Genomic DNA, 21,338 nt, shown 5'->3' with positions numbered 1-21,338 from the left:
GGCTAGGCTAAGCCTATGGTGGAACAGCCCGTGGACGGCGAATATCCGGAACATTGGGAAGCCGATGTCGTACTGCGGGACGGCGGAACGGCGCATCTGCGGCCCATCCACCCCTCGGACGCGGACGCCGTCCAGAAGTTCCACATGGGACAGTCGCAGAATTCAATCTACATGCGCTTCTTCGCCTTCAAGGCCAAGCTTTCCAGCAAGGAGCTCAAGCGGTTCACGGAGGTGGACTACCGGGACCGGGTTGCGTTCGTCATCACCATCGGCGGTGAGATCGTGGGAATTGGCCGGTATGACCGGCTGGACGACCCCACGGAGGCGGAGGTGGCGTTCAACATCGCCGATTCGCACCAGGGGAGGGGAATCGGCTCCATCCTGCTCGAACATCTTGCTGCCGCCGCCCACGAGAACGGGATCCGCCGCTTCAGCGCCGAGGTGCTGCCGGAAAACCGCAAGATGCTGATGGTCTTTTCAGACGCCGGCTATGACGTAAAACGGCATTTCGACGACGGCGTGGTCAGCCTGGAGTTCAACATCGACCCCACCGAAAAATCACGGGCCGTGATGGAATCCCGCGAGCACCGCGCGGAGGCGAGGAGCGTTCGGGACCTGCTGACGCCGTCGTCCATTGCCGTGATCGGCGCGAGCCGCAAATGGGGGACCGTTGGCTACCAGCTGCTGGAGCACATCATCGAAGGCGGCTTCCACGGGCCCGTGTATGCCATCAATCCCGAGGCCCTGGAACTGGCCGGCATGATCTCCTACGGCAAGCTCCCAGAGGTCCCGGAGCCCGTGCAGCTGGCCGTCGTCGCCGTGCCGTACGAGGAAGTGCCCGCCGTCGTCGCCGACTGCGCAGCGGCAGGGGTAAAGGGCCTGGTGATCGCCTCGGCAGGTTTCGCGGACGACGGCGAACGCGGCCTGGTGCGGCAGCGTGACCTGGTGCGGCAGGCACGCGCCAACGGGATGCGGGTGATCGGACCGGCGTCCCTGGGGATCGTGAACACGCACCCCGCCGTGTCGCTCAACGCCTCGATGGCGCCCGCACTGCCGCTGCGCGGCGGGCTGGGGCTGTTCTCCCAGTCAGCGGCCATCGGCGTTTCGCTCTACGCCGCGTCCAGCAGGCGCCGGCTGGGCCTGTCCACCTTCCTCTCCGCCGGAAACCGCGCGGACGTGTCGGGCAACGACATGATGCAGTACTGGGAGGACGACGCCGACACCTCCGCCGTGGGCCTCTACCTGGAATCGATCGGCAACCCGCGTAAATTTTCCCGGCTGGCACGGCGGCTGGCGCGCATCAAGCCGGTCATTGTCGCCAAGTCCGATGCCATGGGGCTGCGGCTCCCGCCCGGCCACGCCGTACGCACCACCCAGGCGCCTGCGGGTGCGCTTGACGCGATGCTCCGCCAGTCCGGCGTCATCCGGGTGGAGACCATAGAGCAGCTCGTGGACGTGGCGCAGGTGGTGTCCAACCAGCCGCTGCCCGCCGGGCCCGGGCTGGCCATCTTCAGCAACTCCCAGGCGCTGGGGAAAGTGGTGGCAGACAGCGCCTCGTCGCATGGACTCAGCGTTGCCCGGCTGGTGACAGGCGTGGACCTCGACGCCGGCCAGTCAGTCGCCCTTCCCGCCCTGCGTTCGTCCCTGCTCGCAGCCCTCGAGTCCGATGCCGTCCATGGGGCCGTCGCAGCGCTGCTTCCGGCCCGCGGGCTCACCGTGGACAACATCGCAGAGGTGCTTGCCGAATGTTCGGTGAAGTCCGGAAAACCCGTGGTGGCCGCCTTCACCGGAATCCTGGATCCCTCGATCTACGTTGAGGGCATGGTGGGCTCCGTGGGGCAAACCGTGCCCTGCTTTTCCAACCCGGGCGCTGCGGTGGCCGCGCTCGCAGCCGTGGTGCGGTACTCGGAGTGGGTCTCGCGCGACCATGGGCACTTCGTTGAGCCTGAAGGCTGTGATCCGCAGCGCGCGCGGGCTGAACTGGAGGGCCTCCTCCGCGACGTGAAGGGGGAGCAGCTCAAGCAGCTGGACCCGGCGGCCACGCGTTCCCTGCTGGGCCACTACGGCATCTCCGTGCTGCCTTCCGTTGGCTTCGACACCCCGGACCAGGCTGTTGAAGCGGCGGACATGCTGGGCTGGCCGGTGGCGCTGAAAACCACCGACCCCTCGCTGCGCCACAGGCTGGACCTCGGGGGAGTCCGCCTGGACATCCAGGACGCCGAGTCCCTGCGCCTGAACGTGCTGCAGATGCGCCGGACGCTGTCCCGCTACGGTGACCCGGCGCTGGAAGTGCAGAGCATGGCGCCGGTGGGGCAGGCCTGTACCTTCCGGGCCATCGAGGACCCGCTCCTGGGGCCGGTCATTTCATTCGGCCTGGCCGGGGACGCCGTCAACCTGCTGGACGACTGGGCGCACCGGGTGCCGCCGTTGTCCGCCGCAGACGTGCACGATTTCATCCGCGGGCCGCGGGCGGCCCGGAAGCTGTTCGGCTACCAGGGCCTGCCGGCAGTGGACGTGGCCGCCCTTGAGGACCTGGCCGGCAGGCTCGCCTGGCTCAAGGACAGCCATCCGGAGATTGCGCTGGTGGAATTCAACCCGGTGCTGTGCGGCGTGTCCGGGGCGGTGATCCTGGCCGCCGATGTCCGGATCGGCAACGCGGCCCAGCGCACCGACAGCGCCCGCCGGGCCATGCTGGGCTGACGCGGTTAGCAATGTGGAGGGCCGATCTGTGAAAATGGGGGAATGAGCTCACAGCCTCCCGCGTCGGCGCCCGAAACGCCCGGCAATGAAAACCAGGCAGTCCGCCACAGCTCACACAGCCACAGCGCCCAGGGCCAGAGCCTGGACGGCGCGCTCCAGAAAGCGGGCTTCTACCCCCGCCTCGTGGCTGACGTGGTGGACGACGCACTGGACGGCCGCGAGTGCGTCGCCCACCTGGTGCACCTGGAAACCCACTTCGACCGTGCCGAGGTGCGCCGCCACATCACCGTGCTGGTGCTGACTGCGGACATGCTGGTCATCACACACGTGGACGACCAGCAGCTGGATGAGGCGGGTGAGCAGATCGTGGCCCAGATCTCCACCGAGTCCGTGCCCGTGGCGCAGATCCGCTCGGTGGTCCTCAGCTACATGTACGCCCAGCCGCAGGACTACAAGCCCTCAGACCCGGTCCGCGAAGTGACGCTGTCCATAGCATGGTCCGGCGGCCAGCGGCTGGACATGGGCCCCGCCAGCTGCGGGGATCCGCAGTGCGAGGCGGACCACGGGTACAGCGGCACCATTGCCCAGGAAGACATCGTCCTGCGGATCAGCGCCGAGGCGGACGGACTGCAGGCCGTCCAGGATGCCAAGCTTTTTGCCCGCGCACTGCGCGCCGTGAACACGGGCTCCGCCGCCCCGGCGCCCCACATCCAGTCACTCCCGGCCCGGCCGCGTTCAGGCGTGTTCGGCAACCGGCTCAGCCGCGGGCACCAGCAGCGCTGAGATGCCGGACGAACGACGAACAAGCAGCAACGTCCCACCAACCGGCACGGTCCCACGAATTCCCGCCAGCGACGCGCCCTTCCCGGCCGGAGCCTCCGCTGGCCGGCCGGCCAACGCGCCGGACCTGCCGCCCGCTCCTGCCTACGGCCGGCGTTCCGTAGCGGACGTGCTGACCAGTGCCGCAGCCAGCCTGGGCCTCGATGGGTTCACCAACACCCTTAGCCTTCCTGCCGCGTCCCGCGTGTGCGTCGTCGTCGCCGACGGTCTTGGCCGGAACCTGCTGAAGCAGAAATCGGCCCACACCCCGTTCCTCCGGTCCGTCATCCAGGCCGGCCAGGGTGCGGTCCCCGTATGGCTTGATTCGGCGTTCCCCTCCACCACCGCGGCCGCCCTGGCGAGTTTCGGCACCGGACTGCCCCCGGGCCAGCACGGCATGGTGGGCTACGACGTGCTGGATCCGGAACAGGACAAGGTGGTCAACCTTCTTGGCAACTGGGACCCCGGCGTTGACCCCCTGGCCTGGCAGCCGTTCCCCACAGTGCTGGAGCGCGCCGCCGGCCAGGCGGCAGTGACCACCGTCAGCCTTCCCCAGTTCGGGGACTCGCCCATGACCCGCGCCGCCCTTCGCGGCGGCACCTTCCTGCCCGCCACCACCTCCCACGCCCGGACCGCTGCCGCCGCCGAGGCTCTCGCCGCGCCGGGTCCGGGCCTGATGTACTTCTACCTCAACGAACTGGACAAGGCCGGGCACCGGTACGGCTGCCAGTCGCAGGAGTGGGAACACCAGCTGGAGGAGCTGGACGCCGTGATGAAGCGGCTGAATGCCTCCCTGCCGGCGGGCACCAGCATCCTGCTGACGGCGGACCACGGCATGCTCGACGTCCCGGAGCAGCAGCGCATCGACTTCTCGGCGGATCCGCAGCTGGTGGAAGGAGTACGCCACACGGCGGGCGAACCGCGGATGGTGCATCTGTACCTGGAAAACACGGCCGATCCAGGTGCGCGGGACCGGCTCCTCGCAGCCTGGCGTGCCCGCTTCGGCAACCGCATCTGGGCCTTCACCAGGGACGACGCCATTGCCGCAGGCTTTTTCGGCCCGGTCCGGCCCGCCGTCGAGGGCAGGATTGGAGATCTGATGATTGCGGCCCGGGACGAGCTGGCCCTCTACGACACAAGGCGTGTCCGGCCCACCGCGATGGAAGTCGTGGGCCAGCACGGATCGCTGACCAAGGCTGAGCGGGAGGTTCCGCTGCTGTGTTTCACCGCTGAGGGCAGGAGCGGCCGCCGTGGCTGAGCTCGTCTTTTTCTCCGGCACCATGGACTGCGGAAAGTCCACGCTCGCGCTGCAGATGGACCACAACCACCGGGTCCGGGGCCGGGGCGGCGTCCGCTTCAGCCGCAACGACCGCGCCGGGGAGTCCCGTATCTCCAGCCGCCTTGGACTGGAAACTGACGCCGTGGAAGTGGTGGACGGGACGGACTTCTGGGAGGAAGTCATGCGGCGGCGCACCCAGGGCCAGCGCGTGGACTACCTGATCTGCGATGAAGCGCAGTTCTACACGCCGGAGCAGGTGGAACAGCTGGCGAAAGTCGTGGACGAGATCGATGTGGACGTCTTTGCCTTTGGCATCACCGCTGACTTCCGAACCCGGTTGTTCCCCGGCTCCCAGCGCCTGATCGAACTCGCGGACCGGGTGCAGGTCCTGCAGGTTGAGGCCCTGTGCTGGTGCGGCCGCCGGGCAACGCACAATGCACGCACGGTGGACGGCGTCATGGTTACCGAGGGCGCACAGGTTGTGGTGGGGGACGTGGACATGGCAGTTGACGGACCGGCCGCCACGGCGGCAGGCCACATCCCCGTCGTGGGATATGAGACGCTGTGCCGCCGCCACTTCATGCGCCGCGTCACGGCGCATGGCGCAAACCTCATGGCCGAACAGGACCAGCTGCTGCCGTTCGAGGTGGACGCTTGCCTGTGGCGCGGCACCGGCGGTAACGGCGCCGACGCCTAAAGCCGCGTTCCCGTGCTGCGCCAGGCGCTGGCCCGGGAGTCAGTCCCCGCGGGTACCGAAGACGATTTCGTCCCAGGACGGAACGCTGGAGCGCTTGGGCCTGGCCGGCTGGCGTTCGGGAGCGCCGGCCTCAGGCAGTTGCCCCGTGGTAGGGGAGGGATCATCATTCCGGACCGGGCGCTTCGGGGTGCCGCCCAGCAACTCGTCCAGTCCCGCACCGCCTGACGTGCCGTTCCCGCTACCCTGTGCAGCGTCTGCGGGGCCGGCAGCCCGCTGCGGTGAAGCCACAATGGTGATCTCCCGGGTGTCGGTGCTGACACCGTTATGCAGCCGCAGGTTTTCGTCGGCGGGCTCGTGCTGCGGAGGCAGGAGGCTGAGCCGGGACAGCATGGACGGCCGGGCATCCCGCCGCCGGACGAAGGAATCGCCCTGGGCGGCAGGAGCTTCGGTGCGGTCCGGCTCCGTGCCGGCGTCGTGTTCTTCCGCTTCGGGGGTGACCTCAGAGGGCCGGGGGTGGGCTGCAGGCACACCGTTCGTCAGGAGCAGCGCCAGGGCGTCGTCGGAATCCTCATCCACGCCAAGCCGCTGGCCCCGGCGCGAACGCAGCATGTCCAGGAGGCCGTCGGATTCCTTGTCCTTGGCGGCTGCCTGGCCGGCGTTGCCGCCCTGGTTCCCCTGAGCGGAGTCGGCATCGGTTTCAAAATCAAAGGGCCGGTCCGAAACGGCGGACAACCTGCGTGCCGGGACCGGCCCGTCCAAAGGCTCCAGCTCGCTGAGCTGCTGTGCCCAGCGGTTGGCGTTATGCAGGGCCTTCCGGGCTGGGTTGAAGGTCCACAGCGCCGGCGGCTCCTCGCCGATGCCCGGAGCGCCGCCGTTCTTCTTCTCGAACATGGCAGACACAGTCCAGGTTCCGTCCTGGCGGCGCCAGGAATCCCACTCCACGGAGGCGGAGTCGATGCCATGCGCCGAAAGGCGGTGGGCCACCATGTCGCCCAGCGTCGCCGGGTTGTCGCCGAATGCCGAGCGGTAGATGTCGTGCCCGGGCGAGGGCGCGGCCACTTCCACCTTGCGGGCCTGCTGGGCCACGTATTCCCGTTCCGCAAGGACCGGGCCCTCGTACCGTTCAACCTTGGCGAGCGGCAGCCCGGAAGCCTCGGCCACGTCCGCCGCCGTGGCTCCTGCCCTGATCCGGGCCTGGATGTCCCGCGGGGACATGGGAACGGAAGGCCGCTCGACCCGCGGCTTTACCGCAGACCTGCTTGCCGTCCTCAGCGCTTCATCGATCGGCAGCTGGAACATCTCGCCGCCGGCCCCGCTCAACAGGAGGTGAGTCCCGTCGTCGTGTACGCCTACAAGCCGTAGATCCTGCATACAAATCCTCCACCCTGGCATTACTATCACTCGAAACTTTGCCATCCGGGGGCCGTGTTTTGGCTCAAGGGGCAGGGCGCGCCGCGATATTCCGGGACATCCGGCTGAAAGGAGGCGCCGAAGGCTACTGCCGCGTGAGGGCTGCGGTCAGCTCATCGGGGCGGCGGGTGGAGGCCAGCCAGTACGGCGTCGGGTCTGAGGGATCCGTGATCTCAACCTTGACCACTGGATCGATCCAGCCCCGGATGCAGAGGTAGGCCAGCCCGTTCAGCCGTGTGCCGCGTTCCGCCGTCGCTTCCTGGCCGCGGAACGGCTGGGCGGCGCCCACGAAGCGGCGTTCGATGGTGGCCCGCCCCACGGTCAGCGTTTTTTGGGTCACCAGGATGCTTGGGGTGGAAAGGATCAGGAGAACGGCGATGATGGAAAAAAGCACCACTGCAGCCGTGTACCCGGCGGCCGCGCTGATGGGAGCGAATACCAGGATTCCCGCGCCGGAAACGCCTGCCGCGATGATCCAGATCCATGCGTTCGGCCACAACTTCTCGCGATAGATCACTGCAGCCTCTGCGGAGGGAGTGCTGGGAACGGGCGCGGCTGAGCTGGATTCGGGCATGGACCAAGCTTTCCACCTTTCCCTGGCTATTTCATCCCGGCGGTGCCGTCCCGGCGTTGCCGTGCCAGCCCTGCACGGCGCCGGCCGGGCGGTTCCGTGGCAGACTGCACGCCGTCGGCGGCCGGCCGCGGCCTAGGCTCCATCCGCGGGCGCGGGTTAGAGTGAGTGACTGTGACTGATCAATCCGCAGCAGTAGCCACCTTTCCTCCGTCGCACCCTGCCGGGGTTGCGCCCCTTGCCTCAGCCCCTACCCTGCAGGTCCAGCTGAAGATGCTGGACCCTGGCCTGGAAGCGCCGTCCTACGCGCACCCGGGCGACGCCGGCGCTGACCTTCGTGCCAGGGAAGACGTTCTCCTGCAGCCGGGGGAGCGCAAGCTCGTGCCCACCGGAGTGGCAATCGCCCTGCCTGAAGGGTTCGTGGCCCTTATCCACCCCCGCTCCGGGCTGGCCACCAAGCATGGGTTGACGATCGTCAACGCCCCGGGAACCGTGGACGCCGGGTACCGTGGGGAAATAGCAGTCACGCTTCTGAACACCGACGCCACCGAGCCCATTGAGCTGCACCGCGGCGATAGAATTGCCCAGATGGTCATCCAGCGTGTGGAATACGCGCAGTTCATCCCCGTCAACGATTTAAGCGGATCCGTGCGCGGTACCGGAGGATTCGGATCGACCGGCGGTTTCAAGCGGCCTGGCGCCTGAGGCACAACATTTTTCCCTTCCGGCAGCTTGCTGCCGGGCAGCGGCAGAGCACGACGGCGGGACCCCCTGGGGCCCGGACCGGCACATTTCATAACTAAGGAGACACCCTCATGGTCTTTGGGCTCGGCAGGAAAGCCAAGAAGGAAGAAGCATCCGCACCGGATGGTTCCCTGACCACCGCGGAGTCCCCGGAGGACGTGGAGGCCGGCTCCGGCGTCCGCGCCAATGGACCGTTTGATGAATCCGAAATTACCAGCCGCGACGGCTACGTGGACCTTGGCGCGCTGCTGATCGCCCCCAGTGAGGGCCTGCAGCTGCGGCTCGAGGTGGAAGAAGCCACCCAGCGCGTGGTGGCCGTTACCTTGGACCTGAACGGATCGAGCCTGCAGCTGCAGGCATTCGCCGCTCCCAAGACCGAAGGGTTGTGGGATGAAATCCGGGAGCAGATCGGCCAGTCCGTCGGAGCGCAGGGCGGCCAGGTCGAGGAAGTCGACGGCGGCTTCGGGACTGAACTCGTGGCGAAACTCCCCGCCGGGCTGCCCGACGGCAGCCAGGGCTACCGGGTGGCGCGCTTTGTTGGCGTCGATGGCCCCCGCTGGTTCCTCCGCGGCGTGCTGGGGGGCCCGGCGGCCCTGGAACGTGCGGCCGCCGAGCCGCTCGAAGCCCTCTTCAGGCAGGTTGTGGTGATCCGGGGCGGCAGCCCCATGCCGCCCCGGGACCTGCTGCAGCTCCGGCTGCCCAAGGACGCAGCCGCCACCCCGCCGCCTTCCGCCACCCAGCCGCCGACCTCCTCGCTCCAGGAACCGGAACGTGGTCCGGAAACCACACAGATTGGCTGATTCTGCACCGGAGGGCGGGCCCCGGCACCACCCCGGCACGCTGCCCATCAGCCAGCTTCCGGACAAGGGCCGGGTCGCCTGCCAGGGGCGCGTCGAATCGGTGACTTTCCTCCCGGCAGACCAGGCTGCCGCCTTCAGCGCCATGGTGTCCGACGCCGAGCCGGGAAGGCTTGCCCCCCGGGCCGGTGGCAGGCGCGGGAGGCTGCGCGTTGTGTGGCTGGGACGCCGGCGCGTGCCGGGCATTGAAGCCGGCGCGGAGATCCGGCTGGAAGGAATGCTTTCCATGAACAACGGACTGCCCACCATGTTCAACCCACGCTACGAAATACTGTCCCGCCAGGAGGACGAATGACCTCGCCCCAGCCCGACCCTTCCGCTGGATCCCAAGGCCCGGATTCTACCGGCCAGGCAGGAAAGCCGGCACCTGGCCAGGAGCCGTCTCCCATGGCGGGCCTTGCAGCGGAATATGCCGCAAAGGCAGGACTGCACCGCACCCACGACGGCCGCGTGGATGTCCTCCGAAGCGCCGGCGGCGTCCAGGGCATTGCCGAAAGCATAGCCCCCGGACTGGTCTTCCTGGTGGCGTTCACCGTCACCCGGGAACTCACCCTGTCCCTGGTGGCGGCGCTTGCGTCCGCAGCAGTCTTCACAGTAGTCCGGCTGGTCCAGCGCAAGCCGCTGACACAGGCACTTGCCGGTGTGGTGGGCGTGGGCATTTCTGCCTGGCTCGCCAACACCACCGGTAAGGCAGAGGACTTCTACCTGCCCGGTTTCTTCACCAATGCCGGGTACATCCTGGCGATGGTGCTCTCCATCTTCCTTAAGTGGCCGGTAGCGGGCCTGCTCTTCGGTTTCATCCGGAACGAGGGCCTCGACTGGCGCAAGGACCCGGCGCGGGTCAAGGCGTACCAGATGGGCACGTGGATCATCGTCGCGGTCCTCGCGCTTCGGCTCGCGGTGCAGGTTCCGCTCTACCTCATGGGTCCGGACGGACTTGCAGCCCTGGCCACCACCCGGCTCATCATGGGCGCACCGCTCTACATCCTCGGCGTCTGGATTGCCTGGCTCGTCACACGGCCCGGCCCGGCAGAGGCCGGGCCGGAGCACACAAAGGCTGCCGGAAACTAGCCGTCGAAGCCGTCGTCCTCCGGGCCCTGCTGCTCCAGGTGGCCGGCGTCGTCGGCGGGCCGGGGCTGCGGCGCTTCCGAGGAGTCCGGGGAGAGCAGTGCGCGCAGTTCGTCCTCGGCGGCGATAGTCGTCACGAAGAACAGCTCGTCCCCGCCGTCGATCACGTCATCGCGGCTCGGCGTGATGGGTGCGTGGTCCCGAAGGATGGCCACCAGCGTGGAGTCCTCCGGCCACCGGATCTCGCCCACGGTGCTGCCAATGACGTGGGAATCGTGCGGAACGGTGAACTCCACCAGTGAGGACACTCCGGTCTGGAGCGTGAGGAGCCGGACAAGGTCGCCGATTTCCACGGCTTCCTCCACCAGGGCGGTCATGAGCTGCGGGGTGTTGACCGCAACGTCCACGCCCCAGGAATCGTTGAACATCCAGTCATTCTTGGGGTTGTTGACCCGCCCCACGGTGCGGCCCACCCCGAACTCGGTCTTGGCCAGCAGCGAGACCACCAGGTTGACCTTGTCGTCACCGGTGGCCGACACCACCACGTCCGCGTCCTCAACCCTGGCTCCCTGGAGGGTGCTCAGTTCGCAGGCGTCGCCCACCAGCCAGTGCGCCCCCCGCAGGCCGCTCCGTCCGATCACTTCCGGTTTGAGGTCGATCAGGAGGATCTCGTGCTTGTGCGCCAGCAGTTCCCTGGCGATGGACGATCCGACGCTTCCCGCGCCAACGATCACGACTTTCACTGGGACTCCTTGGCAGGGGCTTTGGCCAGGATCTGGGCAACCCGCGAGCTGCGGTCCACCTGGAGCATGGCGTGCACGGTGTCGCCGTCCTGGTACGCGGTGCCCGCGGCCGGCAGGATTCCCTCACCGAAGCGGGTCAGGTAGGCAATCCGGATGTCCGCGGCTTTTTCGATGCTGCTGACCGCGTGCCCGATCCACCCGGGGTCGAGGTCGAGTTCGGCCAGTACCAAGCGGCCCGAGGGTTCGCGGAAATCACCGGCGAGGTGCTGTTCGGGCAGGATGCGCCGGAGCACCTGGTCCGCACTCCAGCGGACCGCCGCCACAGTGGGAATGCCCAGGCGCTGGTAGATCTCTGCGCGGCCGGGATCATAGATCCGGGCCACCACGTGGGGGACGTGGAACGTTTCCCGCGCCACGCGGGTGGCGAGGATGTTGGAGTTGTCACCGCTGGACACCGCCGCGAAGGCGTAAGCCTCAGAGACCCCCGCCTGCTTCATGGTGTCCCGGTCGAAGCCAACACCGGTGACTTTGCGGCCGGTGAACCCCTGCCGGAGCCGGCGGAAGGCGCGGTCGTCCTGGTCGATGATGGCCACAGAATGCCCGGCGTCCTCCAGCGTGTGCGCCAGCGTCGCCCCCACCCTGCCACATCCCATGATCACGAAATGCGCCACGGTGTTTCTCCTCTGTAATCCTGTCAAGGTCCTGCTGCTAGAACTCTACCGCCAGCATCCGGGCTGCAGCCGTCCGGTGCCCGTCATGACATAGTCCGGGAATCAGACTAGCTTTGTGGGGTGCTGACAATATTGAACGCCGCCAAGCGTGTGCTGGTGGGCCGTCCATTCCGAAATGACCGGCTGGCCCACACGCTGCTTCCCAAGCGGATTGCACTTCCCGTCTTCGCCTCCGACGCCCTTTCGTCCGTGGCGTACGCACCCGATGAGATCCTGCTCACCCTGGCGCTGGCGGGCGTCAGCGCCGTGGCGTTCTCGCCCTGGGTGGGCCTGGCGGTCATGGTGGTCCTTCTCACCGTTGTGGCTTCCTACCGGCAAAACGTCCACGCCTACCCCTCCGGCGGCGGCGACTACGAGATTGCCGGCGAAAACCTTGGCAAGTACGCGGGCCTCACCGTGGCTTCAGCGCTGCTGGTGGACTACGTCCTGACTGTTGCGGTGTCCATCTCCTCGGCCGCCACGTACCTCACCACCGCGGTCCCGTCGCTGCACGGCAACCAGGCGGCCATTGCCGCCGTCGGCGTCGCCGTCCTTGCACTGGTGAACCTGCGCGGAGTGAAAGAGGCAGGCACGATGTTTGCCCTTCCCACCTACCTCTTCATGGCATCCATCCTGGGCATGACGGCCGTGGGCATCTTCCAGGCGGCCACCGGGCAGCTGGGGGAGGCGCCCTCCGCCGCGTTCACGATCGTCCCCGCTCCCGGGTTCGACGAAGGGCTGGTGGGCCTCGCCGGCGCCTTCCTGCTGCTGCGCGCCTTTTCGTCGGGCGCTGCGGCGCTGACCGGCGTCGAAGCCATCAGCAACGGCGTGCCCAACTTCCGTCCCCCGAAAAGCAAGAACGCGGCCACCACCCTGCTGCTGCTGGGCGTTATCGGCGCCACCATGCTGGCCGGCATCATGTACCTGGCCAACGCCACCAAGGTACACATCGTCCTTGACCCCGCCACGGAGTTCCTGCTCAACGGCAGCCCGCTCCCCGAGGGGTATATCCAGACACCGGCCATCAGCCAGATCGCCCACACCATCTTCGGACCGGGATCCATACCGTTCTATATCGTGGTGGCCGCAACCGGCGTCATCCTGGTCTTCGCGGCCAATACGGCCTTCAACGGCTTCCCCGTGCTCGGCTCGATCCTGGCCCAGGACGGCTACCTTCCCCGCCAGCTGCGCACCCGGGGTGACCGGCTGGCCTTCAGCAACGGTGTCCTGGCCCTCGCCGCGGGTGCACTGGTGCTGATCCTGGCGTTCAACGCGGACGTCACCAAGCTCATCCAGCTCTACATCGTGGGCGTCTTCATCTCCTTCACGGCCAGCCAGCTGGGAATGATCCGGCACTGGGGCCGCCAGCTCAAACTGGCCAGGGACAAAGCCGTCCGCCGCAGGATGTTCAAGTCACGGATCATCAACAGCATTGGCTTCGGCATGACCGCCACGGTCCTCGTCATCGTCCTGGTGACAAAGTTCGAGCAGGGCGCCTGGATCGCCCTGCTCGCCATGGTCATCCTGTTCCTGATCATGTGGAGCATCAGGGCCCACTACGACAATGTGGCCAGGGAACTGGCAGTGGATGAGGATTCCTCGCCGCGTGCCCTTCCCACGCGGGTGCACGCCGTCCTGCTGGTGTCCCATGTCCGCAAGCCCGTGCTGCGGGCACTGGCCTACGCCAGGGCGTCCCGGCCCTCCCGGCTCGATGCGGTGACAGTGGACATCGACGCCGAAGAGACCGCACAGACTGTGGCTGACTGGGAAAAGCTGGAGATTCCCGTGCCGCTGACGGTACTGGCGAGCCCCTACCGCGAGACTGTCACGCCCATCATGGAGTACGTCAAGCAGATGCGGCGGGACTCGCCGCGGGACCTGATCGTTGTGTACATCCCCGAGTACGTGGTGGGCAAATGGTGGGAACAGCTGGTCCACAACCAGACAGCCCTCCGCATCAAGACCCGGCTGCACTTTGAACCAGGCGTCATGGTGGCGAGCGTTCCCTGGCAGCTGAAATCATCCGAAGAAGCCAAGAACCTGCAGGACGTCCAATGAGCGCAAAGACCCAGTTGCAAACCAGCCACCAGGCATCGGCAGGAGCGATGGGCACTGAAATAGTGCTCGACGTCGGCCCGGTGGCCCATGGCGGCCACTGCGTCGCCAGGCACGAGGGGCGGGTAATTTTCGTCCGGCACGGCATACCCGGCGAGAAGGTGAGGGTACGGCTGACCGACGCAGAAGAAACGGCCAAGTTCTGGCGGGCGGACGTAGTTGAGGTTCTTGAAGCCTCCCCGGACCGCGTGGAGCATTTCTGGCATGCGGCCGATTCGCTGCGGGCGTGGAGCCACGGGCATCCGCCGGTGGGCGGGGCGGAATTCGGCCACATCTCCCTGGCCCGGCAGCGGGCCCTGAAGGCAGAGGTGCTGGCTGAACAGCTCAGGCGCCTGGCCGGCGTCGAACAGGTCCCCGGCTGGGCCGGCACCAGCGTGGAGGCGGTGGGTGGAGCTTCCGACGGCGGGAACGGCCTCGGGTGGCGGACGCGCGCCAGCTTCTCGGTCACCCCGGGCGGGAAGCTCGGAATGCACGCGCACCGCTCCACGCACATCGTTCCCGTCCGGGAGATGCCGCTGGCCGTTGATGCCATCAATGCCCTGCGCCTCTGGGACATCGACCTGCAGGGCATCGACCGGGTGGAAGTGGCGGCCCCAGCCAACGGCTCGCGTCCGCTGGTGCTCCTGGCGCCGGCCCCGGGGACCAAGCCCAAGCGGCTCAACGCCGTCGCAGCCCAGCTGCCAGGCGAGGTGTCAGTAGCCTCTTTCGACCCCGCGACCGAAGCTGTGCAGCAGCTGCGGGGCCGCACGTGGGTGCATGAAACAGCGGCCGGCCATGACTACCGGGTCACCGGTGCCGGGTTCTGGCAGATCCACCGCGACGCGCCCGGGGCCCTTGTGGGGGGCGTCACAAAATTCCTCCAGGACGGCGGCTTCCTCCACGCCGGCGCGGTGGTGGCGGACCTCTACGCGGGGGCAGGACTGTTCACTGCCGTACTGGCGGACGCCGTGGGGGAGACCGGCTCCGTCCTGTCGGTGGAGGGGGCTCCCGGAACCAGCCGGGACGCGCGCAAGAACCTGCACGCAGCGCCCCAGGTGGAGATCGTCCAGGGCAGGGTGGAGCGGGTCCTCCGCCAGAAACCGCGGAATTTTGACGCGCTGATCCTTGATCCGCCGCGTGCAGGCGCGGGGAAGGCAGTGGTCCGGCAGTTGGTCGATGCGCAGCCGCGCGCCATTGCCTACGTGTCCTGCGATCCGGCGTCGTTCGCCCGGGATGTGGGGTACTTCCGCCAGGCCGGGTGGGACCTGTCAGGACTCCGGGCCTTCGATCTGTATCCCCACACCCACCACCTGGAGACAGTGGCCCTGCTTGCGCCGCGCGACTGAGGAAACCGTCCATGATGCCACCGGGGTTTTCGACTACGATGGCCGTAGTAGTCCCACGTCGCGCTCCGTAATCACGGCCGGCCGTGTGCAATTTCGGGCCCGGATCTAATTAGGGCTTCCTAACTAGCAGGCGGTCAACCGCGCGACAAAGATGAAACTGTTGCGAGAGGAGTCCTGCGATGAGCACTGTGGACAGCTTCGGTTCAAAAGGCAAACTTAATGTAGCCGGAACCGAATACGAAATTTTCCGGTTGAACTCCGTTGAAGGTGCAGAAAACCTTCCGTTCAGCCTCAAGGTATTGCTTGAAAACCTGTTGAGGACCGAGGACGGCGCGAACATCACTGCCGATCACGTCCGCGCCTTGGCAGGCTGGGATCCGAATGCCCAGCCCGATACAGAAATCCAGTTCACGCCGGCACGCGTGATCATGCAGGACTTCACCGGCGTTCCCTGCGTGGTTGACCTGGCGACGATGCGCGAAGCGGTCAAGGAACTGGGTGGCGACCCCAAGCGGGTCAACCCCCTGGCGCCTGCCGAGATGGTCATTGACCACTCGGTCCAGATCGACGCCTTCGGCAACTCCGGCGCACTGGAGCGCAACATGGAGATCGAATACCAGCGCAACGGGGAGCGTTACCAGTTCCTGCGCTGGGGCCAGACTGCGTTCGACGACTTCAAGGTCGTCCCGCCGGGAACCGGCATCGTTCACCAGGTCAACATTGAATACCTGGCCCGCACGGTCATGACCCGCGAAGTTGACGGTGCCCTGCGCGCCTACCCGGACACCTGCGTCGGTACCGACTCGCACACCACCATGGTCAACGGCCTGGGTGTCCTCGGATGGGGCGTCGGCGGCATCGAAGCCGAGGCTGCCATGCTGGGCCAGCCCGTCTCCATGCTGATCCCACGTGTTGTGGGCTTCAAGCTGACCGGCTCCATCCCGGCCGGCGCCACCGCCACCGACGTGGTGCTCACCATCACCGAGCAGCTCCGCAAGCACGGTGTCGTGGGCAAGTTCGTGGAGTTCTACGGCGAAGGCGTTGCCGCTGTGCCGCTGGCCAACCGCGCCACCATCGGCAACATGAGCCCGGAATTCGGTTCCACGGCTGCCATGTTCCCGATCGACGACGTCACCCTGGACTACCTGCGCCTCACCGGCCGTTCGGACCAGAACGTGGCACTCGTGGAGGCCTACGCCAAGGAACAGGGCCTCTGGCACGATCCTTCCCGCGAGATCAAGTTCTCTGAGTACCTGGAACTGGACCTGTCCACGGTTGTTCCGTCCATCGCCGGCCCCAAGCGCCCGCAGGACCGCATCGAACTGACCGAGGCCAAGGACGAATTCCGCCACGACCTGAAGAACTACGTCTCCCACGACGCCAACGCCGGCACCCTGGACGAGTCGCTCGAGGAAACCTTCCCGGCTTCGGACGCTCCGTCCTTCACCGGGGGAGCGACCCACGTCTCCGATACCGACCGCGAGCCGCCGAAGTACTCGGCAGGCCACGGGGGCGCGGGACGCGTCTCCCAGCCGGTCCCGGTCAAGATGGCTGACGGCCGCGAGTTCGAGCTGGACCACGGTGCAGTCACCATCGCATCCATCACCTCCTGCACCAACACCTCCAACCCGTCGGTCATGCTGGCCGCGGCAGTCCTGGCACGCAACGCCGTGGACAAGGGCCTGACCTCCAAGCCCTGGGTCAAGACCTCCGTTGCCCCCGGCTCGAAGGTTGTCACCGACTACTACGAGAAGTCGGGCCTGACGCCCTACCTGGAGAAGCTTGGCTTCTACATCGTGGGCTACGGCTGCGCCACCTGCATCGGCAACTCCGGCCCGCTGGAAGCCGAAGTTTCGGAAGCCATCCAGGCCAATGACCTCGCCGTCGCGGCCGTCCTCTCGGGCAACCGCAACTTCGAAGGCCGCATCAACCCGGACGTCAAGATGAACTACCTGGCATCCCCGCCGCTGGTCATCGCCTACGCCCTGGCCGGTTCCATGGACTTCGATTTCGCAACCGACGCCCTGGGCCAGGACAAGGACGGTAACGACGTCTTCCTGAAGGACATCTGGCCCAACCCGGTCGAGGTCCAGCAGGTCATTGATTCCTCGATCGACAAGGAAATGTTCGCGAAGGGCTACGAGGGCGTTTTTGAGGGTGACGACCGCTGGAAGGCGCTCGACACGCCCGCCGGCGACACCTTCGCCTGGGACCCGAACTCCACCTACGTCCGTAAGCCCCCGTACTTCGAGGGCATGCAGGCGCAGCCGGAGCCGGTCAAGGACATCACGGGCGCCCGCGTCCTGCTCAAGCTGGGCGATTCGGTCACCACCGATCACATCTCCCCGGCCGGTTCGTTCAAGTCGGACACCCCTGCCGGCCAGTACCTCCTGGCCAACGGCGTGGAGCGCAAGGACTTCAACTCCTACGGTTCCCGCCGCGGCAACCACGAGGTCATGATCCGCGGAACGTTCGCGAACATCCGCATCAAGAACCAGATCCTGGACGGCGTCGAGGGCGGCTTCACCCGCGACTTCACCCAGGACGGCGGCCCGCAGGCCTACGTTTACGACGCCGCGCAGAACTACCAGGCAGCCGGCACCCCGCTGGTGGTCCTGGCGGGCAAGGAGTACGGATCGGGTTCCTCCCGTGACTGGGCTGCCAAGGGTACCGCCCTGCTGGGTGTCAAGGCCGTCATCGCCGAGAGCTACGAGCGCATCCACCGCTCCAACCTCATCGGCATGGGCGTCCTGCCGCTGCAGTTCCCGGCCGGCGAATCCGCCGCCACACTGGGCCTGTCCGGCACGGAAACGTTCTCGGTTGAGGGCGTCACCGCCCTGAACGAGGGCACCACGCCCAAGACCCTCAAGGTCACGGCGACCGCCGAGGACGGCAGCTCCACCACGTTCGACGCCGTCCTGCGCATCGACACCCCCGGTGAAGCGGACTACTACCGCAACGGCGGCATCCTGCAGTACGTCCTGCGCCAGATCTCCGCGAACTAGCGGTAACTGCCAAGCAGGCACCACCATCCCGAAGCCCCGGCCGGTCACCGACCAGCCGGGGCTTCGGCTGTGCAGATACGTCTGGTCCTGTGGACCAAGGCGTTAGAGTTAAACGGCACGTCTACCACCTGAAGGAGGGGTCAGTGGGAATCTTGGAGACCATCCGGAATCCGCAGGACCTGAACGAGTTGTCAGAAGACCAGCTGAAGCAGCTGGCTTCGGAGGTCAGGGACTTCCTGATCACGAACGTCTCCCAGACGGGCGGGCACCTCGGACCCAACCTCGGCGTGGTGGAACTGACGCTCGCCGTGCACCGCATCTTCGACTCGCCCCGTGACAGCATCGTCTTCGACACGGGCCACCAGTCGTACGTCCACAAGCTGCTGACCGGGCGCCAGGATTTCAGCACCCTGCGCCAGGAGGGCGGAATCTCCGGCTACCCCTCCCGGGCCGAATCCGAGCACGACATCGTCGAAAGCTCGCACGCTTCCTCGTCGCTGTCCTGGGCGGACGGCATCTCCCGTGCCCGCCAGCTCACCGGGGAAGGCGACCGGTACGTCATCGCCGTGGTGGGCGACGGTGCGCTGACCGGCGGCATGGCCTGGGAAGCCATCAACAACATCGCCGCGGACAAAAAGCGCCGCGTCGTGATTGTGGTCAATGACAACGGCAGGTCCTATGCGCCCACCGTGGGCGGTTTCGCGGATTACCTTGCGTCCCTGCGCCCCACGATCGACTCCTTCCGGACGGCACCGGCCTACGAAGTGGCCCTCGACTGGTGGAAGAAGAAACTCCAAAACGGGGGACCGGCGGGCCAGTTCACCTACAAGAGCCTGCATGCCATGAAAAAGGGCATCAAGGACTGGTGGGCCCCGCAAGGCATGTTCGAAGACCTTGGCATGAAGTACATCGGTCCCGTGGACGGCCACAACCTCCAGGCAATGGAACACGCACTGTCCACGGCCAAGCACTACGGCGGGCCCGTCATTGTGCATGCGATGACCGAAAAGGGCCACGGCTACGCCCCCGCCCGCGCCCACGAGGCAGACCAGTTCCATGCCGTCGGCATCATCGACCCCGAGACCGGCGAGCCCACCGGCGCCGCCGGCGCCCAGTCCTGGACCTCGGTCTTCGCCGACGAAATCGCAGCCATCGCCGATGAGCGGACGGACGTCGTCGGCATAACCGGCGCCATGCTCATCCCCGTTGGCCTGCACAAATTCGCGGCCCGGCACCCGGACCGCGTGATCGACGTCGGAATTGCCGAACAGCACGCACTCACATCCGCCGCCGGCATGGCCTTTGGCGGGCTGCATCCCGTGGTTGCCGTCTATGCAACCTTCCTGAACCGGGCCTTCGACCAGCTCCTCATGGATGTGGCCCTGCACAAGGCCGGCGTCACCATCGTCCTGGACCGCGCAGGCGTCACCGGTCCGGACGGGGCCAGCCACCATGGCATGTGGGACATGTCCATGGTCCAGATCGTCCCCGGACTCCACCTTGCAGCCCCGCGCGACGCCAGCCGGCTGCGCGAGGAGCTCCGCGAGGCGGTGGCAATCGGCGACGCTCCCACCGTGGTCCGCTTCTCCAAGGGATCCGTGGGCGCGGAAGTGGAAGCCCTTGAACGCCTCAGCGACGGCGTTGACGTGCTGGCCCGGCGGCCCAGCGGCTCCACAGAAAACGATGTCCTGATCGTCAGCGTGGGTGCCATGTCCGAACTCGCGCTGGACGTGTCCAACCGCCTCGGCGCGCAGGGCATCAGCACCACCGTGGTGGACCCGCGCTGGGTCCTGCCCGTCCCGCGTTCCATCATCGCGCTGGCGTCGCACCACCGCCTGATGATCTGCATTGAGGACGGCGTCCGTGCCGGCGGCGTCGGTTCGCGGATCCGCCAGGAAATGCGGGCCGCGGGCGTGGACACCGCCCTGAACGAGGTGGGCCTTCCGGTCGAATTCCTGGACCACGGCACCCGGGCCCAGATCCTCGAACGCGTCGGCCTGACCGCCCAGCAGATCACGCACGACGTCGTTGCGCAGGTTCTCGGCACAAAGGTCCCCTTTGCGCGTCCCCTGCCCGGCCAGCAGCACCCCACCACCGGAAGCCTTCCGATTCTGTGAGGGGAGAGGCTGAACTGAAATACCCCGGTCTCCTGGGGGAACCTGCAGGGGAAAACCACCCGGGGGCAACGCGGGTACCGGAGAACCTTCATCCCGGCCAGCTGGTGGTCGCCCGGAACCGGAAATGGAACGGCAAAGCCCACTGGGTGGTACCCGGACGCTACCTCGGCGAGGACCGGCACGGCTGGTGGATTTTCCAGGGAACCAATGAATTCTGTTCCCGTCCGGGCGCGGCGTTCTACACCCAGTCTGATGCCGTGCTCCTTGTGCCGCGCGAAGGCGACTGGGTGGCCACGTTCTACGACGACGCCCACCCAGGTGGGGTGCGGGTCTACATCGACCTGGCCGTCGCCCACGAATGGAGCACCATCCGTCCCGCCGTCACCGAATTCCATGTCATCGACATGGACCTGGACGTCGTCCGGACGGCCGCCAGGGGCGTGTTCATTGACGACGAGGACGAATTCGCCGAGCACCGGGTGGCCATGGACTACCCCGCCGCACTTGCCGAATCCCTCGAGGCTTCGGCGGACCAGCTTTACCAGGCCGTAAAGGCGCAGAACGCACCATTCGACGGCACCGACGTCGAATGGTTTACCAAGGGACGGTCATGAGCGGAATTGTCAGGGTCTACAAGCGCGACGACGAGGGCACCCTCCATTTCCGGGAGGCCTGGTATGACGAGGACTACAGCCAGTTCGTGATGAACTACGGCGCTGTGGGCCACCAAAGCAAAACCGAGGAGACAGATGTCTCCACCCCCGAGGCGGCGGAGAGCCTCCTGGACGCTTTCGCAGCCCAGTGCGCCGAGGACGGCTACGCAGAGATTCCGGAAAAGGAACAGTTCTGGGTGGTGGCCCAGTTCGCGCTGAAGACCCGTGAGGGCACCGACAGGGACCGCTACCTGGAGGAAAAGGCCACCGACGCGCTCATCAGCCACCTGGCCTGGCGTGGACTGGGAACGGTGGAACGTTCCGAATTCACGGACTACAAGCTCAACATCTTCTGCCTGTGCCCGGAGGTGAACAAGGCCGTCAACGCCGTCAAGGTGTGCATCCGCGGCGAGGACCTGGACTTCACCAAGCTGAGCATCGGCGCAGCCCCCTTCAACGAGCCCGGCAACTTCAAGCTCAAGTATTCCGCCAAGCCGGCTGCCGGCTTCAGCCTCTAGGAGCACA

The 21,338-nt window shown here is 66.9% G+C and carries 18 protein-coding genes; 14 read left to right on the top strand and 4 right to left on the bottom strand.

Annotated elements, in window-relative coordinates; genetic code table 11:
- Positions 1-15: 15 nt before the first annotated feature.
- The 4 genes from WHH00_RS10865 to WHH00_RS10850 are packed head-to-tail and all read left to right on the top strand — an operon-like array spanning position 16 to position 5,495.
- Positions 16-2,700: a GNAT family N-acetyltransferase gene (locus WHH00_RS10865; protein ID WP_406632697.1), complete on the top strand. Its 2,685-nt coding sequence runs from the start codon at positions 16-18 to the stop codon at positions 2,698-2,700.
- Between the two features lie 42 nt (positions 2,701-2,742).
- Positions 2,743-3,483, top strand: a complete 741-nt coding sequence (locus WHH00_RS10860) for a DUF5998 family protein (RefSeq protein ID WP_104187600.1) — start codon at positions 2,743-2,745, stop codon at positions 3,481-3,483.
- Between the two features lies 1 nt (position 3,484).
- Positions 3,485-4,777 carry an alkaline phosphatase family protein gene (locus WHH00_RS10855; protein WP_406632694.1) on the top strand — a complete coding sequence of 431 codons (1,293 nt, stop codon included), beginning with the start codon at positions 3,485-3,487 and terminating at the stop codon, positions 4,775-4,777.
- A complete protein-coding gene (locus tag WHH00_RS10850) occupies positions 4,770-5,495 on the top strand; it encodes a thymidine kinase (protein ID WP_406632692.1) in 726 nt (241 codons plus the stop codon). The genes WHH00_RS10855 and WHH00_RS10850 overlap by 8 nt, the downstream gene beginning before the upstream one ends.
- A 39-nt stretch (positions 5,496-5,534) precedes the next feature.
- Here WHH00_RS10850 and sepH read toward each other — a convergent pair whose 3' ends face one another.
- Positions 5,535-6,866: a septation protein SepH gene (gene sepH / locus WHH00_RS10845; RefSeq protein ID WP_406632690.1), complete on the bottom strand. Its 1,332-nt coding sequence runs from the start codon at positions 6,864-6,866 to the stop codon at positions 5,535-5,537.
- A gap of 124 nt (positions 6,867-6,990) precedes the next feature.
- Positions 6,991-7,479 (bottom strand): DUF3093 domain-containing protein, encoded by a 489-nt coding sequence (locus tag WHH00_RS10840; protein WP_406632687.1) that lies wholly within the window; start codon positions 7,477-7,479, stop codon positions 6,991-6,993.
- A gap of 171 nt (positions 7,480-7,650) precedes the next feature.
- Between WHH00_RS10840 and dut the strand changes: the two genes are divergently transcribed.
- The 4 genes from dut (at position 7,651) to WHH00_RS10820 (ending at position 10,148) form a co-directional block, all read left to right on the top strand.
- A complete protein-coding gene (dut, locus tag WHH00_RS10835; protein WP_406632685.1) occupies positions 7,651-8,181 on the top strand; it encodes a dUTP diphosphatase in 531 nt (176 codons plus the stop codon).
- Positions 8,182-8,291: 110 nt separating this feature from the next.
- Positions 8,292-9,020: a DUF3710 domain-containing protein gene (locus tag WHH00_RS10830; protein WP_406632683.1), complete on the top strand. Its 729-nt coding sequence runs from the start codon at positions 8,292-8,294 to the stop codon at positions 9,018-9,020.
- Entirely contained in the window at positions 9,013-9,372 is a 360-nt protein-coding gene (locus WHH00_RS10825) for a hypothetical protein (protein ID WP_406632681.1), read from the top strand. Before WHH00_RS10830 ends, WHH00_RS10825 begins: the two co-directional genes overlap by 8 nt.
- Positions 9,369-10,148, top strand: coding sequence for a DUF3159 domain-containing protein (locus WHH00_RS10820; protein ID WP_406632679.1), 780 nt, complete (start codon positions 9,369-9,371; stop codon positions 10,146-10,148). The genes WHH00_RS10825 and WHH00_RS10820 overlap by 4 nt, the downstream gene beginning before the upstream one ends.
- On the opposite strand, the gene WHH00_RS10815 is transcribed toward WHH00_RS10820, so the two are convergent.
- Together WHH00_RS10815 and WHH00_RS10810 are read right to left on the bottom strand one after the other, a co-directional pair.
- Positions 10,145-10,888, bottom strand: a complete 744-nt coding sequence (locus WHH00_RS10815) for a potassium channel family protein (RefSeq protein ID WP_406632676.1) — start codon at positions 10,886-10,888, stop codon at positions 10,145-10,147. The two genes, WHH00_RS10820 and WHH00_RS10815, sit on opposite strands and share 4 nt — an antisense overlap.
- On the bottom strand, positions 10,885-11,559 hold the full coding sequence (locus tag WHH00_RS10810; protein ID WP_406632674.1) for a potassium channel family protein: 675 nt from the start codon (positions 11,557-11,559) through the stop codon (positions 10,885-10,887). Before WHH00_RS10810 ends, WHH00_RS10815 begins: the two co-directional genes overlap by 4 nt.
- A gap of 120 nt (positions 11,560-11,679) precedes the next feature.
- Between WHH00_RS10810 and WHH00_RS10805 the strand changes: the two genes are divergently transcribed.
- The 6 genes from WHH00_RS10805 to WHH00_RS10780 all read left to right on the top strand — a co-directional run bounded on the left by WHH00_RS10805 (position 11,680) and on the right by WHH00_RS10780 (position 21,331).
- The gene (locus WHH00_RS10805; RefSeq protein WP_406632672.1) at positions 11,680-13,656 is read left to right on the top strand and encodes an APC family permease; all 1,977 of its coding nucleotides are present in this window, start codon (positions 11,680-11,682) and stop codon (positions 13,654-13,656) included.
- The gene (locus WHH00_RS10800; protein WP_406632670.1) at positions 13,653-15,038 is read left to right on the top strand and encodes a class I SAM-dependent RNA methyltransferase; all 1,386 of its coding nucleotides are present in this window, start codon (positions 13,653-13,655) and stop codon (positions 15,036-15,038) included. Before WHH00_RS10805 ends, WHH00_RS10800 begins: the two co-directional genes overlap by 4 nt.
- A gap of 179 nt (positions 15,039-15,217) precedes the next feature.
- Entirely contained in the window at positions 15,218-18,043 is a 2,826-nt protein-coding gene (locus tag WHH00_RS10795; RefSeq protein ID WP_406632668.1) for an aconitate hydratase, read from the top strand.
- A gap of 143 nt (positions 18,044-18,186) precedes the next feature.
- Positions 18,187-20,160: a 1-deoxy-D-xylulose-5-phosphate synthase gene (gene dxs, locus WHH00_RS10790; protein WP_406632666.1), complete on the top strand. Its 1,974-nt coding sequence runs from the start codon at positions 18,187-18,189 to the stop codon at positions 20,158-20,160.
- Positions 20,157-20,774, top strand: a complete 618-nt coding sequence (locus WHH00_RS10785; RefSeq protein WP_406632664.1) for a DUF402 domain-containing protein — start codon at positions 20,157-20,159, stop codon at positions 20,772-20,774. Before dxs ends, WHH00_RS10785 begins: the two co-directional genes overlap by 4 nt.
- Complete coding sequence (locus WHH00_RS10780; RefSeq protein ID WP_406632662.1) at positions 20,771-21,331, top strand: hypothetical protein; 561 nt, start codon at positions 20,771-20,773, stop codon at positions 21,329-21,331. Before WHH00_RS10785 ends, WHH00_RS10780 begins: the two co-directional genes overlap by 4 nt.
- Positions 21,332-21,338: the final 7 nt, after the last annotated feature.

It is taken from the genome of Pseudarthrobacter quantipunctorum (assembly GCF_045291495.1).
Lineage (GTDB): Bacteria > Actinomycetota > Actinomycetes > Actinomycetales > Micrococcaceae > Arthrobacter > Arthrobacter quantipunctorum.
The sequence above is the reverse complement of the archived record's forward strand: the minus strand, read 5'-3'. Positions and strand labels throughout refer to the sequence as shown.